13 protein-coding genes are annotated in these 16421 nt (G+C 45.4%); 12 read left to right on the forward strand and 1 reads right to left on the reverse strand.

Annotation, left to right across the window (positions count from 1 at the left end; all coding sequences use genetic code 11):
* Nucleotides 1–27: 27 nt before the first annotated feature.
* From FCL48_RS22250 to FCL48_RS22300, 11 genes are all read left to right on the forward strand, one after another.
* Nucleotides 28–1287, forward strand: a complete 1260-nt coding sequence (locus tag FCL48_RS22250; RefSeq protein ID WP_136875834.1) for a response regulator — start codon at nucleotides 28–30, stop codon at nucleotides 1285–1287.
* 72 nt (nucleotides 1288–1359) lie between these two features.
* Nucleotides 1360–1728, forward strand: a complete 369-nt coding sequence (locus FCL48_RS22255) for a roadblock/LC7 domain-containing protein (protein WP_136875836.1) — start codon at nucleotides 1360–1362, stop codon at nucleotides 1726–1728.
* A gap of 94 nt (nucleotides 1729–1822) precedes the next feature.
* On the forward strand, nucleotides 1823–2572 hold the full coding sequence (locus tag FCL48_RS22260; protein ID WP_136875838.1) for an MBL fold metallo-hydrolase: 750 nt from the start codon (nucleotides 1823–1825) through the stop codon (nucleotides 2570–2572).
* A 277-nt stretch (nucleotides 2573–2849) separates the two neighbouring features.
* Nucleotides 2850–3755 carry a response regulator gene (locus tag FCL48_RS22265; RefSeq protein WP_136875840.1) on the forward strand — a complete coding sequence of 302 codons (906 nt, stop codon included), beginning with the start codon at nucleotides 2850–2852 and terminating at the stop codon, nucleotides 3753–3755.
* 89 nt (nucleotides 3756–3844) lie between these two features.
* Nucleotides 3845–4663 carry a ParA family protein gene (locus tag FCL48_RS22270; RefSeq protein WP_136875842.1) on the forward strand — a complete coding sequence of 273 codons (819 nt, stop codon included), beginning with the start codon at nucleotides 3845–3847 and terminating at the stop codon, nucleotides 4661–4663.
* Complete coding sequence (locus FCL48_RS22275) at nucleotides 4635–5255, forward strand: hypothetical protein (RefSeq protein ID WP_136875844.1); 621 nt, start codon at nucleotides 4635–4637, stop codon at nucleotides 5253–5255. The genes FCL48_RS22270 and FCL48_RS22275 overlap by 29 nt, the downstream gene beginning before the upstream one ends.
* A 424-nt stretch (nucleotides 5256–5679) precedes the next feature.
* Entirely contained in the window at nucleotides 5680–6654 is a 975-nt protein-coding gene (locus tag FCL48_RS22280) for a radical SAM protein (RefSeq protein WP_240744922.1), read from the forward strand.
* A 665-nt stretch (nucleotides 6655–7319) separates the two neighbouring features.
* On the forward strand, nucleotides 7320–8036 hold the full coding sequence (locus FCL48_RS22285) for a hypothetical protein (RefSeq protein ID WP_136875846.1): 717 nt from the start codon (nucleotides 7320–7322) through the stop codon (nucleotides 8034–8036).
* Nucleotides 8037–8793: 757 nt separating this feature from the next.
* Nucleotides 8794–11409 carry an ATP-dependent helicase HrpB gene (gene hrpB / locus FCL48_RS22290; protein WP_205747797.1) on the forward strand — a complete coding sequence of 872 codons (2616 nt, stop codon included), beginning with the start codon at nucleotides 8794–8796 and terminating at the stop codon, nucleotides 11407–11409.
* Between the two features lie 419 nt (nucleotides 11410–11828).
* The gene (locus FCL48_RS22295; protein WP_136875848.1) at nucleotides 11829–12995 is read left to right on the forward strand and encodes a glycosyltransferase family 2 protein; all 1167 of its coding nucleotides are present in this window, start codon (nucleotides 11829–11831) and stop codon (nucleotides 12993–12995) included.
* 405 nt (nucleotides 12996–13400) lie between these two features.
* A complete protein-coding gene (locus FCL48_RS22300) occupies nucleotides 13401–13754 on the forward strand; it encodes a response regulator (protein WP_256374308.1) in 354 nt (117 codons plus the stop codon).
* 619 nt (nucleotides 13755–14373) lie between these two features.
* On the opposite strand, the gene FCL48_RS22305 is transcribed toward FCL48_RS22300, so the two are convergent.
* The gene (locus FCL48_RS22305) at nucleotides 14374–14607 is read right to left on the reverse strand and encodes a hypothetical protein (RefSeq protein ID WP_136875852.1); all 234 of its coding nucleotides are present in this window, start codon (nucleotides 14605–14607) and stop codon (nucleotides 14374–14376) included.
* 563 nt (nucleotides 14608–15170) lie between these two features.
* Here FCL48_RS22305 and FCL48_RS22310 point away from each other — a divergent pair.
* The gene (locus FCL48_RS22310; RefSeq protein WP_136875854.1) at nucleotides 15171–16196 is read left to right on the forward strand and encodes a bifunctional oligoribonuclease/PAP phosphatase NrnA; all 1026 of its coding nucleotides are present in this window, start codon (nucleotides 15171–15173) and stop codon (nucleotides 16194–16196) included.
* Nucleotides 16197–16421: the final 225 nt, after the last annotated feature.

The raw sequence follows: 16421 nt of genomic DNA on the forward strand, positions 1-16421 counted from the left end.
GTGCCTACTTCAACTACGACTTGATCTATGAATATTATTTTTTGCGAAGAATGCGGTAGCCGTAACGTTATTGAAGATGAGGCTCTACAAAACATAGACTCCAGTGCAATCCCCTGCCAGATCTGTGGCTTTGAGATTTCAACCGAACACCTCATCAACCATACCGGTGTCGGCAGAGTAATTAACACTTCTACTTACAAACTGTTGATTATTGATGATGACAAAGCGCACCTTAACTTACTGCAGGTCTCGTTGCAGAAAGAATATACCGTTAGTGTGGCGGCCTCCGGACTGGAGGGAATAGCAGCAGCAGTCAAACAGGACCCGGATCTTATCCTCATGGATGTCAGTATGCCTGGGTTGGACGGTTACGAGGTATGTTCGCAGCTTAAGAGCAATAAAAAGACTCGGCATATTCCCATTATCTTTGTTACCGCTAAGACTAAAGGGGATGATGAGTATAAAGGTTTATCTCTCGGGGCAGTTGATTACATCTTTAAACCGTTCAACATCAAGATTCTCAACGCCAAGATAGCTTCCCACCTTAAGTTCAATGCAATGCAGGAAGAACTGAAAAAGAAGATCAGCGAGCAAGAACAGTACATTGAGATTCTAAAAAGTGAGATTATCGAGGAATATACACCTAAACAGGAAAAAGATGATGAGAACACAGCCCGTGGCGGGGGGGACAATCGGTATATAGAGCAGGAGAACCAGAATCTGATAAACGTTATTAATACTCTTCGCGACCATATCACCATTCAAGATATGAACGGTAAAATCCTCTGGGCCAACAAAGCAACCATGAAAGCATTTGACGTCAATTTCTCCAGTCTTCAGGGAAAGAAATGCTATAATTTTTATTGTGAACGAGATTCTCCATGCGTTGGTTGTGTTTATGGTGATGGAACAAGCAAAAGTCCATCAGAACCAGTGGAGGTCTATAATACCAAATTGGGCCAAACATTTCTGCAGACCAGCCTGGCCCTACCTGGTACCGATGGCAAAATTGTGGGAGTAGCTTGTACTGCACAACTCGTAGATGCGTTGAAGCCCGGTGGAAAAGCAGAGGAGAAGGTGGTAGGTCCATCAATTGGTGATTTTCTTGAAACAAATTACAGTGAGTTGAACGATGTTATATCGACTCTTTTGATCAGCTCGGACACAATGTGCAATATGTACAGAGAAGATAAAAATCTTTTTAAAATTAATGAGTACATTGGTGACGCGAGTAAAAGACTCCGGATTTTATTTAACCAATTACGAAAAAATAGTGAGGAAAAATAAAGGAAAAGGAGGAGTCACTCTACTTAAACTGTTCTAAATAGTTATTAAACTTCACGAAATCAGGAGATGAAAATGTTACGAAATGAAAGATTGAAAGAGACACTGAACAGCCTTCAAGCAGCTTCTGCAGATATCGAGGGATGTGCGGTGGTGACTGAAGACGGACTGATCATAGCCAGCTCTCTCCAGCAGAACATGGAAGAGGATCATGTCGCAGCCATGAGTGCTGTAATGCTGTCCATGGGAAATCGCATTGCCAGAGAGTTGAAGCGGGGAGATCTTGAGCAGCTTTTTGTCAAAGGAAAATCCGGCTATGTCATCATGACCAATGCTGGACCACACGCTATGCTCGTGGCAATAACTCGTCCTGAGGCCAAATTGGGACTCATATTCCTCGATGTATCCCGGGCATCAAAGGCATTGGACGAAATCTTAGCGTAGCCTTTTCGGGTAGTTGTAAAGTGTTGATTTTATCGTTCCGACTCTCGAATGAATTGAGTTTTCAGGGGCATCGCATACTTGGAGGAGAAGCAACATGTTTGAAATATTCAAAGACGGACAACATAAAAACATCTGTTTAAACGATCTGTCTGAAGGGCATATGGTTGAAACGAATCAGCATATAATAGCCCATGGGGATGAAATGATCTGCCTTGATCCTGGTGGACATAAAATATTCAATAAACTATTTAAAGAAATGGCTGCTATCGGGCCACTCGGTAACTTAAAACATATCTTTTTTTCCCACCAGGATCCGGATATTGTAGCTGCAGCAAACGGTTGGTTGATGACCACCGATGCCAAAGGATATCTACCTGCGGTCTGGATGAAGTTTATAACCCATTTTGGCGTTGATAAAATGGTGGTAAATAGGATTACGCCTATTGATGACAACGGCATGATTCTCAACCTCGGAGGGTGTGAATTAAAGATTATTCCGGCACACTTCCTCCACTCTCCAGGCAATTTTCAGGTGTATGACCCTGTTTCCAAGATACTTTACTCTGGGGATCTTGGTGCATCTGTTGGTGCCAACTCTTCCTATGTTGATGATTTTGCAAGTCATGTACAATTCATGGAGGGGTTCCACAAACGTTATATGCCAAGCCCCAAGGCAATGAAAATGTGGGCTAATACCGTACGCAGTATGGATATTGAAATGATCGCACCCCAACATGGATCGCTGTTTAAAGGGAAAGAGCTGGTTAACCAGTTCATTGACTGGATAGACAACTTGAACTGTGGTGCGGAGTTGATGGGAGACAGTTTCCCTATTCCGGGCTAGGAGGTTGTCAAAAAATCTTATGGCCACAACAATACTCGGATCGACATAAGGATCTGTAACGAAATGGTTGAAATTTCCAGGTTATTTTGTGACGGGTCCTAAGCTGGGCGTAAGGATTGGAGTGGTTTTTGTTTGAGAAATGTTTTCTTCAGTTTCAGGGTCTTGTTTAAGAAGTCGTTACCCGTCGTGGTTTATAGAGGTGAGTCGGTTTAACGAAACAGGTTGGTTAAATTCTGATGAGTTAACGGCTATTGTGAACGGTACTTATTGATATTTCATGAATACTCCAAACAGAAAAAAAAGCATTCTCTGCATTGATGACGACAAAGCAATGCATGTCCTCTTGGAGTCTCAACTCGTGATAAGTGGCTACCACAGCCTGCATGCGATGAGCGGTAAGGAGGCACTCATAAAGATCAGGGAACATCAGGTTGATCTCATTATTTTGGATATCAGCATGCCCAACATGGATGGATTTCAGATTCTTGATCAACTGAAGATGGACGGTAGTACCCAGGATATTCCGGTTATTTTCCTCAGCAGCCTCAACCGCGAAAACCTTAAAGTCAAAGGGCTAGAGCGTGGAGCTGATGATTTTATTGTCAAACCGTTCACAGGTCCGGAGCTGATTGCACGAATTAAGGTCGTTTTGCGCAGGAATACACCCAAAAGGCAGCCCGTCGGCGATGTCCAGGGTAACCTGGAAGATCTTGGCCTTTTTGAACTCCTTCATATGTTTTCCTTCAGTGGTAAATGTGCGGTCGTTACGTTTCCTGAAATGGACGGCGAGTTGATTGTGGGACATGGTTTTATCCTTTCTGTGCGGCAGGGATCCTGGAAAGACAAAGAGGCTCTTCTTCGTCTCTTTTTCCTGGAGAAGGGCTCCTTTTCAATAAATTATGGAGAAAGGGAAGGTGGAAGGGTTGGCAGTATAGAGTCATTGCTTCTTTACGTAAGTAGTGGTTTGGATGAACTAAATGAGCAGATTAATGTTCTTGCTCCGAAAGGTTCCATGCTGCACCTGAGTTCCAGGGGGGAAGATTGCCATGAAATTGCAATGCTCAAGGATTCGTTTCCAATCTCTCTTGACACCTTGATTCTTTCCATGAGCGATAGTCTCAGTGCAAACTTTGATTTTGTCAAAGAAGCTCTACAGAACGGGAAGATCACAGTTAAAAGGTGAAGAGTACAGGTGGTCTGTATTTAAAGGTTATTTATACAACACCAGATCATTTTATAATTTTGGTCTGTTAATTCTATCAGGAGCAGAATGTGAGTTCAATTATCTCCATTTCATCTCATAAAGGTGGCGTTGGAAAAACAGTCGCTACCCTGAACCTTGGGGTTAGCCTGGCCAAAGCTGGCCATAAGGTTCTTTTGATTGATGGTGACCCACAGGGGAGCCTTTCTATGTCAGTCGACATGAAAAAAAAGAGTAAGGCTGGCTTGTGTCAGGTCATAAGCAATAAGGTACGGCCAGAAGATGTCGTGGTTGATGCTCAAAAGCTTCCACTCTCCATGGTTCATTTGGGTATTGATAGTCCCCTTGATCTTTTCAGGCTAACCCATGGCACCAAAACTAAAGAACTGAAGTCTTTATTAAAGCTGATACAAGCTATTTCTCAAGCTTACGATTTTACTCTTATAGACACTGCCAACAATGTAGGGTCTTTAAATGCTGTGCTTCTTTCCTGTTCAAACTCGGTAATAATTCCTATCACATGCAAGAGTAATTCGGTAAGATCTCTCCCTTTGTTGCTGAAACTCTTAACTCGAATAAAAGCAAAGTTGAATACGAAAATAGCCCTTCTGGGTCTCATGCTCCCAATGCTCAACGTCAACAACCCTTATGAACTTGAGATATTGACTATCCTCAGAGAGGCTTTTCCGAGGGGAACTTTCTTTTCTACTTTCGTTCCTTTTTCTCCGCTTTTTGATAAAGCGGACGTCAAGGCAGCACCCATCAGCTTTTTTGCGGGCGCTGAGGATATACAAACAGCTTATGATAAACTTTCTTTTGAAGTTATTCAGAGACTTGAAAACCAATTAAAAGGACTTGAAGATGACGAATATCTTGAAAAACTCTTCTGAATTGACAGAAAGTGCAAAGTTGATCAGTGATCTTTTGATTCATATCTCTGAGTCCCTTCCATATGACGTCTTCCATGATGTTTGTCCACCAGGCGGTCAATCTGAAGTTGTTGAAAATGTTCCTTTATTTGCAGATACGTTTCCCCAACCCCCAGCCAGACAGGAGAAGGAGAAAAGAGACCAACCTGTTGCTGTTGTCGAAGATAGAGATATCAGTGATTCTGGTTTTATGGGAGATAAACTCGAAAACTTATTAGCAAAACTCTGCCAACAGAGTGGCTTTCAAAGCGCTACCGTTGCTGATGAGCAAGGGTTACCGATTGGAGGGGTCAATACACCTGTTGACTTAAATGTGTTAGCGGCGTTCAGTTCTGTACTTGGCGGTGTTATTGACAAAGTGCCTTATTTTCTTGAGCAGCACAATGCCAACAACATTTCTGTAGACATCAATTATGTTGATAAGGCCGTGGTTCAGAAATTCCTTATTGGAGAAGTCCCTTTCTTCCTGCTCATCATATGCTCTCAGGATATTGACGAGAGAGCGTATATAGAATTATTTAGCGATCAGATTACAAGACTTTTGAAGCGGTAATGTTACGACAAGAATTCGAATGCTGCACTCTCCATAACGTTGCGGACTATAACACAATGATTGCCAAGGCGTCGGCAGAGACCGGCAATCACTTGTCCCCGAAAAGACCTGCTGGTGAGGATACATGCATCAAATCCCTCCACCAGAGAGAAAAATGAGACATACTTCCCATGCTTGTCCCTGTCTCACTTTTGTTGCCTAACAGGCTATTCTTCTGTGTAAATTAACAAGTAAGCGTGATATTCTGTTAACTTGATAGCCAGAAAAACATGTATGATATATGGCAGATATTCCCTCTCCTGTTGAATTCTGCGGTGGGAATTTTCCTTGCGCAGATCGCGGACTTTCAAATAGAGAGTATTCATCTCTAATGGCTATGCCGGGCAGGGAAAAGTAGATAATCGACTGTGATAAAAAGATATTCATGGGTGGTATGATGAGACGTTCCTATCTGGTGGCTGCAAAATCAGGTCTGCTGGCTCAAAGGATCGTTGAAAGTCGCCGGCTGTTGAAAAAATGTAATTTATGTCCACGCAGGTGCCATGTCGATCGTCTGGCCGGCGAGCTTGGTCTGTGCAGAACAGGTGCTGTCGCAGAGGTTTCCGGCTATGGCCCTCATTTCGGGGAGGAGGCTGTGCTGGTTGGAAAGATGGGTTCGGGAACCATCTTTTTCTGTGGCTGCAGTCTGCTCTGCGTCTTTTGCCAGAATTATGATATCAGTCATCCTGAGGAGTCCGATTGTTTTCCGGTGGACGAGGTGCAGCTTGCAAGGTTGATGGTTGATTTGCAGGAGCAGGGGTGCGGTAATATCAATCTGGTTACTCCCGGTCATGTCGTACCGCAGATCCTTGCGGCACTTCCCCACGCAGTAGAAAATGGTCTTACCGTGCCGCTGGTTTATAACAGCAGTGGTTACGACAGTGTCTCCATCCTGCAATTGCTGGACGGCATAGTCGATATCTACATGCCCGATTTTAAGTTCTGGTCTGCCGATTCAGCTAAACGATATGCCAACGCTGAGGATTATCCGGAAATAGCTCGAAGAGCCCTGAAAGAGATGCAGCGGCAGGTGGGAGATCTCAGGATTAATGAAAGAGGAGAAGCAGAACAAGGGCTCATAGTCCGGCACCTTCTGATGCCTGGCGGTGCCGCAGAGACTGACGCTATTCTAAAATTCCTGGCCGAAGAAATATCGGTTAACTGTTATGTAAATATCATGGACCAGTACAGAGTGTCAGGTATGGCTCGTCAGTTTCCTGAACTTGGTGCCGTAATTTCTGTTACAGAGTATCAGCAGGCCATGCTAAGGGCAGAGGAGTATGGCTTGAATCGTCTTAATGGTACGTACAAACACACACGGGGTCGATCCAAGCTAACTCATCAAAATTCAAATGATTAAGTTCAAAATAACCTTCTTTTCTTAAACGTATCTTTGTATGGCTTTAGCGGTGGAGACTGGTGAACAGTTTATTCCGCCTCTTGCTAATGAAGAAAAAAAGAAATTTCGCTACTTGTACTCACTACTCACTACGTTAGTAAGCTCTGGAACAGAAGCAGATTCCTCTTCCGGTAACATCAATTGTAAATAGAGACAAAGAAGGTTGGACCTCTGCGGATTCCAGATGGAAAACTAGATATTTTGAAATTTTTCTCGATGTGAAACCTGATTCCCTTGAGGAGGAAATATTAAATGTTCGTGAGAAAGGAAGAGATCTGATGGTGTGTTAGGTAGTGCCTGCTTTCACAATAGTTTTAAATCTATTATTGAAGCACTAGATCCAGGCAGCAAAGCTCAAATATTAACAGTTGAAGAATGGTTATAAGTTGGATACATGTGGGCGCAAATTGCCCATGGAAAACAGCAAACGGATGACGTTGATTAATGTGCCGGATAGGCGTACACTTTGTCGTTAATTCAAGGTGATATGTTGTAATGAATGGAAGTGGCATATAAAAAAATCAAGACAACAGTGTCGACAATAATTGGAAGAGATTTTTACAATCCTTGGGTTGCCATGAATGGTTTGCCTGCGGGAGCTGATGGAGTTGCAAAGGGAGAATAATATGAGAAAGAAATTTTTACTATCATTTGCTTGCACTCTACTACTTCTAGGGCTAATTGTGCCGATGAACGTTGCAATCGCAGGGGTTTCAGACGAGTTACGAATAAGGTTGGATGAGATTGGGGTGCTAGATGTTAAATTACACAAGCTGGTGGAACAAGAAGAAGAGGTTGGGCGGAAGATTCAAACAACCACTGATCCTGACCTCAAAAACCAACTGCGCAGCCAGCACCAGGAAATTCTTCAGGAGATCACCCAGATTTCCAAGTCCAAACTTGACACTCTTGGTGGAGCCGTCGATCTCCTAAGCGGCTATAGTCCTGCTAGCTACCGCGATTGGAAAGTTGCGATACATGAGACAGAACGTCTCGTCAATCTCCTCCAGATGGAGCGGGATGGGATCCTTGGGGATGCTGATGCACCTGACGAGCTTGTAATTGAAAGTGGCATAGAAAAGCTCCTTGAAAGGGCGGAATACCATTTAAATTTCTTATACGAAGAAGAGAAAAAAATCACATTAAAGAAACAACAGGACAAAAGTGAGATAGAGTCAGATAAGAAAATTGAAGGGTCAGAAAAACCAGGGCCTAAGGATAGCCTTATGGTTTGGTTCGACAAGCAGGAGACGGCTGTAAAAGCGGCATTGATTGCTGCCATAGCCTCAATTATTGGAGCCCTCACGACTATCGTCGTGGCAGTCATTAGACGGCGTAACTAATTTAGCGGACCGAATCGAGTAGCTTGGGGATTATCCACCAGCACCCACACCACCAAGCAAGCGGGTCCATACGAGGTGGTTCCCAGAGAACACCGTATCATAGCCGGATGAAGTATATGCGAAGCTCTTTGCCAGCAAGAAGGCGGCAACTGCAAGCAATACCTGAAAGTGGGATGAATTTTACATCGTGCCTGCCGATTCGCTTACCCTGTCTTGTTGAATGCGTGGCAGAGCATATGAGGTCTGGCCTTACTCTATGGGGTTGGCCTTTCAGCGGGGTGAGTTTTTCAGGCTTTTCTATTCACCTGCACTCCTGTCTCCTTCAGAGATTACCTCACCGTAACGCCCTTGTCTTCGGCGAGTAATTTGTATCACGTATCAAAACGTTCCTGCGGACGTCGAAAAAGCCCAGCTCTCACAGAACTCTACGTTAACATTGCCACAGCGATGCTAATCAATGTGACATATATGCCAACGAAGGATGTTTCCTGAAGGTCATGAAGAAGTTGCTTAAAATGCCTGTCAACAGAAACCCTGATGTAGATCTTTGGAAAATCATGATTTTCCTGGCATGAGCCCGATTAAGAACTCTATCATTTGTTGGAATTACCTCTATCTCACAAAAAAAGCGGACTTATACATCAGATCCGCGGTACCGGGAGCAGACATGGGCTTCATTGAAACCTCATTCCCCCGTTACCTGAACACACATCTGGTCCATAAAAATTGATTTGCCTGGTATGGTTCTGCTGGTACAATGGCTTTGCCGACAAAAAATGGCCGCACGTATCCACTGACTTCAAACCAAGCTTCCCTCTCTTGTATAGAGGCCGACAGCGAATCTTATCTTCTTTGTGTTGTAATGCATCTGCCGCAATTACCTATTCAAACTATAATTCCTGAATTGAGGGATGCGCTCCGCAGTGGATCAGCTGTACTGGCGGCACCGCCTGGTTCCGGCAAGACCACTATTGTTCCCCTGATGCTTCTTGAGGAACCATGGCTCAAAGACAAAAAGATACTTATACTCGAGCCAAGGCGGCTGGCCACCCGGGCTGCAGCCGCGCGGATGGCGGCCCTTTTAGGAGAACCGGTCGGCCGAACCATTGGTTACCAGATCCGCTTTGACCGGCAGGTTTCCCCGGCTACCCGGATTGAGGTAGTTACCGAAGGGATACTGACCAGGCGAATCCAGGAGGATAATGAGCTGCAAGACACAGGGCTTGTCATTTTTGATGAGTTCCACGAACGCTCTGTCCACGCAGACCTGGCCCTTGCTCTTTGCCTTGATCTTTGCCAACTCCGGGAAGATCTGCGGCTGCTGGTCATGTCAGCTACCCTGGATACCGGACCCATTGCCGAGTTATTGGGCAAGGTACCAGTGGTTACAGGAGAAGGCAGGAGCCATCCGGTCAGTATTGACTATCTGCCGCAGCCGGCCACCGGAAGACCAGCCGACATAACAACTGCAGGCATACGGCGTATATTGCGAGAACAGACAGGCGACATCCTCGCCTTTCTGCCCGGTGCAGGTGAAATTAAAGACGTCGCCAAACAGCTAAAAAATGACCCGGCTCTCGACAACGCCGTCATTGCACCGCTCTACGGCAACCTTTCCCAAAAAGAACAGGACCAGGCTATCACTCCTGATCCTTCCGGGCGCAGACGTATCATCCTCTCTACTTCCATCGCTGAAACCAGTCTTACCATTGAAGGTATTCGTTGCGTCGTTGACAGTGGCTGGTCACGACGGCCTCAATTCCACCCGGGCAGCGGTCTGTCCCGGCTGACCACTGTTCGCGTTGCAAAAGCTGTGGCAGAACAACGTGCCGGCAGGGCAGGGCGGCTGGGCCCTGGTCACTGCCTGCGACTCTGGTCTAAAGAAGAGCACTACTGTCTGGCCCCCTTTCACCCACCGGAGATAGTGGACACTGATCTCGCGCAACTGGCTCTTGAACTGGCCTTATGGGGAGTCCAGGATCCAGGCGAGTTACTCTGGCTCACCCGGCCCCGGCAGGGGGGGTACCAACAGGCAAGGCAACTCCTCTGTTCGCTGGGTGCTGTAACCAGCGCCGGCAGGATAACGGCGACCGGCAGACAACTGGCTGGCCTTGGTGTGCATCCCCGGCTTGGCCACATGCTGCTTAAAGGCAAAGAAAGAGGCCAGGCATCACTGGCCTGTGACCTGGCAGCACTCCTCTCCGAACGGGATATCCAGACCCACGGCGCCGATGCTGCAACTGCTGATCTGCAGAACAGGCTACACCTGCTCTCCCTGTGGCGCCAGAAAAAAATCGCTGCCGTAGTGGAGAAGGGAGGTGATCCGGGAGCATGCAGCCGGGTCGACAGGAATGCCCGCATCTGGCTGGAGCGCATGCACGAACAACGAAGCCCCTGTGATCCGGACATGGCGGGCATCTTGTTGGCCTTTGCCTATCCTGACAGGGTTGCCCGCCGCCGTCAGGGCCAGCAGGCAAATTACCTTATGGCATCCGGCCGAGGTGCGATGCTCCCTGATTTTGACCCACTCTCAATAAATGAGTACATTGTCGCCACCCACCTGGACGCCGGCAGCAAGCAGGGAAGAATCTATCTTGCAGCATCATTGTCGCTTCCAGAACTCCAAGAGCAGCATAGCAACCTGTTAACCAAAACGACGACCGTGTACTGGGATGAGGATACGGCACGAGTCATTGCCGCAGACCGCCTCTGCCTGGGTGCCATTGTCGTTGCAGAACAACCAGCACAAAAGGCATCTCCGGACCAGATCACCCAGGCTCTCTTGACCGGTATCAGCAGCATGGGCATAAACTGCCTTCCCTGGGACCAGGAAACACGTCAACTCCAGGCCAGGATAAACTGTCTCCACTCGTGGCAGCCCGATGAATCGTGGCCTGATCTCAGCGACAGCCACCTGTCCGGTGATCTTTCCTGGCTGATCCCTTACCTGACTGGTATCAGTAAAGCAGAGCAGCTCAAACAGCTGAACCTGCGGGAAATATTTATGACCATGCTGGGATGGGTAAAGCAGCAACAATTGGAACGCCTTGCCCCAACGGCCCTTACTGTGGCCAGCGGTTCCAAAATACGGCTTCGCTACCAGCAGGATGAACCACCTGTGCTCGCCGTTCGCATTCAGGAGATGTTTGGCACCCAGGAAACACCGGTAATATGTGCCGGCAGGATCCCTGTCCTGCTGCACCTCCTCTCTCCTGCCCAGCGCCCCATCCAGGTGACAGATGATCTGGCCGGGTTTTGGCAGCGAACATACCCGGAAGTAAAAAAAGAACTGAAGGGGAGGTACCCAAAACATTTCTGGCCGGACGATCCCCAGACAGCCGTTGCTACCAGACGGACCAAAAAAAGCATGTAACGATCGGAAAACTGATGGGAAAAATCGCCTTCAGCTGCTCAACCTGCTGCGACCTTTCTAAGTCTCAATGGTTTTTAAGCGCTCGTTGAGTGGATGTCGTCATATGTTTTGATTCATAACCTGATTGACACTGTTGTGATATATTGCAAGCCGCCTGATGTACGTTCTAAAGTCAGCAGCAAAGATAATCTGTGCGTATACGTAATAAACCTGTTTACTGGCCGAACGGCTTCCGGCATAAAGGTGGTGTGAACTTGATTTTGGCTTTTGGTTGGCGCATGGGAACTCGATTAATATGCGAGAATGGAGACCTACACTTGGAAATGGTTGGAAATGATGAATAAGCAGTTCAGTAGTTGTGATTTTAATGGGTTACCCAAAAAATTCTGGTGTTCTTTCCCAGAGCCAGGACGATAGTTATGTGGCTGCTTTCTATTGCTGTAGTAATTCTACTGCTTCACGTCCTGTCCGCTCTTGACGTTATTTTCGGGGTACGGAGCATGACAAACATAAAAGAGATCCCTCCAATAAAAGATGGTAAAGGACCTTTGGTTTCTGTCATCATACCAGCTTGTAATGAAGGGGAACAGATAGAGGCAGCTGTTTCAGCACTGCTCATGCAGAATTATAAAAATCTGGAAATTATTGCTGTAAATGATCGATCCTCAGATGAGACCGGTATGATCCTCGATCGTCTTAAGGCTTGTAATGGCTGTCTTTCTGTTATTCATATCAGTGAGCTGCCGCCTGGTTGGCTGGGCAAAACCCACGCTATGCATATGGGAGCTGCTGAGGCCAGAGGAACCTATCTGTTGTTTACGGATGGGGATGTCACAATGGCTCCAACGACTATTTCCAGGGCTGTTCACCGGATGCAGACAAAGCAATTAGATCACCTGACCCTCCTGTTCAAAAACAGTTCTGCAAACTGGCTCTTAAACAGTCTTATTTTGGATGCTGGCCTCGGCCTCGTTCAACTTCTCAGGGTCTGGCGTGCGAAAGATGCGGGTTCGCGTCACTTTGTTGGTGTAGGCGCGTTTAATATGGTCTGCCAAAAGATATATACTGATATTGGTGGCCATGAATCCTTTAAAACCCACCCCATTGATGACATTATGCTTGGAAAGGTTATCAAGAGGAGTGGTGGTGCTCAAGAGTGTTTGTTGGGGCATGAGATGGTAACGTTGCCCTGGTACGCGTCTGTGCCAGGTATGGTAAATGGTTTGATGAAAAATTGCCTTGGGGTTATCAATTTTCGTTTTCTGTTTCTGGCACCCCTTACCCTAACCATGATAATCCTTAATATAGCACCACTCTGGGCCTTTTTTCTCTTTGATGGTCCAACACGTGCAGTTTTCGGTATGGTTCTCATTGCAAAACTCCTGCCCGCCTTACTGGCGGCTCGCCTGTTGGGACTTTCCAGATGGTGCAGTCTTGGTACGTTGATTTCCCCTTATATCCTTGTTTACATCATGCATAGGGCTGCCTGGAGAGTTTGGCGTGATGGTGGTATCTACTGGCGATCGACCTTTTATCCAATCAGCTATCTGAAAAATAACGAATCCATTCTTTTTTTTAAAAGATAATGCCTGTCCGATAGGACTAAAAGGAAGAAAGAGAACGCTATAGTCTATGTACAAACTGAGATGCAGGTATCATCGGTCCAAAATGTTCGGGAATTAGTGTACCACGAGAGCACGTGAGTATTGCTGGTAACTCCAGGAAAGATGAGAGCAGGGTCCCTCGGAGCCGGCCTGCAGGAGCAGGCTTCAAAACACCTTAAGCTGCTGTGGAAAAATACATTGGTGGTGAGTATTTTGTATTGTATTTCATGGCGACTACAGCGCCTACAAGTGGTATGGCAAATTCGACCGATAAAAAATCATCTCCATCATCCGAATCAAAGCCAACTCAGGCACCTATAAATTGGTAGTCGACCAAAGCCAGCGCCAAACAAGCAACCACTTGGCCGGGGGAACAGGGAAACGATACTGGTTGTCGAAGACGAGGGTGCGATCCTCAAACTTGCTGAAAGAATGCTGAACAGTTTGAATTATGATGTCCTTATCGCGTCAAGCCCCGTCGAGGCACTTTCTCTTTCTGAAATGCACGAAGGAACCATCGACCTGCTGATTACAGATGTCATCATGCCTGAAATGAACGGGCGCGAGTTGTCTGAGAGGGTCATGACAAGACGCCCTGGAATGAAATGTCTTTTCATGTCCGGTTACACAGCCGATGCGATTGCTCAACATGGCGTTCTCAAGGCAGGGATGAATTTTCTTCAGAAACCATTCTCGAAACAAGATTTTTCAATGAAGGTAAGAGCAATTCTACAAGGCTGACTGATATCAACTGATCGAGAGAGGGATGAAAGGAGCAGTCAATTATTACTGAGGGAGGGTGAATACATTAATACCTGATCAACGCTGTTCACATCCGGTCGGCAGGCCATAAAACACAGGGATGGGTTGATTTTTCAAAATCAAACGAGGATTTTTTCCTGTCAATCTGAAGCCCTTGGATCTGCGAAGATCGTTGTCTGTTCATCGGTAATGCGGCAAAATTGTTGGAATTGCCTGATTGCATCACTGGATGAGAGCTGAACAATAGGCTAAGGAGATCTTTGAGTATTTCTTTGTTCGGAGTTCAGCGGACGCTTTATATCGTGATTTGCATGTAACTAAGGTTGCGATACTTCAGGTTATATTGAGAGCAGATCAACTATCTCCAATCTATTAAATTCAAAGGCACACATCTTAGAGGATTGCCAGGTCAGACCTCGTCAAAATCGATACTACTATCATTTGACCTGGCATCGCTCACAAATGAGGATATCGAGGGTAGGATTCTATTATTAAACCTGTTACCAAGAAAAGTATTAGGAGTTCTAACTCCCTTAGAAGTCGTTACTGATAGGCGCTTTGCACTTATTACTTGAATCCATAACCTCGAGTTAAAAGTTTAATCTCCCTTCATCTGTTCAAACGGAATATTCATTTTATCCACCCATTTGACCACTCCGGTTGCCGTATCCATAACATAAATATTAGTTGCTTTATCTCTGACAACCACCTCCATCTGATATTTACCCGCTGAAGGCTGTAAACTTGCCCCTGTAAGTAAAAAAAGTATGAGCATACCTATACCACCAACCAGAATCGATAGAAAATTTCTGCGTAATGTTCTCATCCACATGGCACCCTCCTTTTTTACAGATTTATGTGATAAACGACGTCTCAATACCAAATAGTTGCTAGGTAATTTACAGTAAAGATATTTCATCCACAACAAGATTACAAGTGAGGCAAGGTTACAGCCTGCTGCCTCTCAATTTGTTGAAAAAAGCTGTTTGGTTATCAGATTGGTCACCCTGATCGTACCAGTCGCCCATTCTGAGTCCACGGACACCGTAAAAACCATTTCTCCGTTATTCTATAGCATGATCTGGCGACTTGACGAGCAGTCTGGCTTATTTTTTCATAGCTCATCTCAATCCTTCATATCGGAGGCGTGGAGACTTCACACCAGAGTAAAAAGGGTTGGCAAATACTTTAGCCGTATGTGTAGGCCGACCATATGTTGCTGATAAAATTGGTAGCGACCGGGCCCTTTTCAGGTAATTGACGATTAATTGTACGATACGGTTGATAATGATTATCATATAACTTAGGGAAGGTCAAAATAGTACGTTACGACCAAAACTAAAAATACCCTGGATTGATGAGGGTACTTTTTAAATGCATCACACCGGAAAACATATGAATAAAGAAGTTACACCGATCACACAGAAATCAAGGTATCACCGTCTGATCAGCATGGTTTCACCCTCTGATAAGTTAGGCATTGCAATTGTTGCTGATCCCGACGCCATCGCTTCCGCTCTCACCTTAAAAAGACTTTTTTGGAGGAAAGCAAAGAAAATAGTTATTTGTAAAGTTAATGCGATCAAACGTTCCGATAATCTGGCGATGATTAAATCTTTAAACATCAGTCTCCCCTATATCAAACAGATTGATACAAAGGAGATAACAAAGTGGGCGACGGTTGATGCGCAACCACACCATCATCAATACCTATGCAATAAGCAATTTCATATACTCATTGATCACCATCTACCTTTTCTTTATCCCGACATTCCCTTCAAAGATATTAGAAATGATTATGGTGCAACTTCTTCTATAATGACAGAATATCTTCGTGCCGCAAATATAACCCCTTCAACAAGACTGGCGACAGCCCTTTTCTATGGTATCAAGACGGACACAGATAATTTTGCCCGCACCTCAACAGAGGCCGACATTAAGGCATTCCGATATCTTTACCCTTACGTCAATCTCAACATTATAAAAAAAATAGAATCTTCAGAAATTAATAAAGAAAACCTTGCTGCTTTTCGCTTGGCTTTTGAAGCCCTGCAACTTATTGAAGACACCGCTTTCATTCATATGGGAGAAGTTCATGATGCAGACACCTTGGTAATTGTTGCTGATTTTTTCATTAAGATGGCCGAGGCCTCCTGGTGTCTTGTATCGGGTATTCATGGTAACAAACTCATTATAATCATAAGATATGCAGGCTTTCGTCTCCATGCAGGAGCGACTGCAACTCGACTTTTCGACAAATTCGGGTCAGCAGGAGGACATAAAAATGCAGCTCGGGCAGAGATTCCAATTTCTATGCTGAAAAAAGAAAAAATCATTGTAGCTGAGATTAAAGATTTTATAGTTAATACCTTTAAACAACGCAGAGTTAATAAGATTAATGCCGCTACTCCTGTTGAATAAATCTCAATTGTCTGATTATGTTGTAGGCTCCTTATAAAAGCCATTCGGCGATCGCGTGGACGCAGTTGAGATTGATTTAAATGAAATATTTTGAGAAGTTTGTTATTTCTGGAAAACACATACTCAAAGGCCATTGTCTCAAATGACTGCGTACTCTAAGGACTTTGGGCGGCTTTGATGAGGTATAAGCCATAAGCCGATCCTCGTTGCCCTCGCTTGACATGC

The sequence above is a fragment of the Desulforhopalus sp. IMCC35007 genome (genome assembly GCF_005116575.1).
Lineage (GTDB): Bacteria > Desulfobacterota > Desulfobulbia > Desulfobulbales > Desulfocapsaceae > Desulforhopalus_A.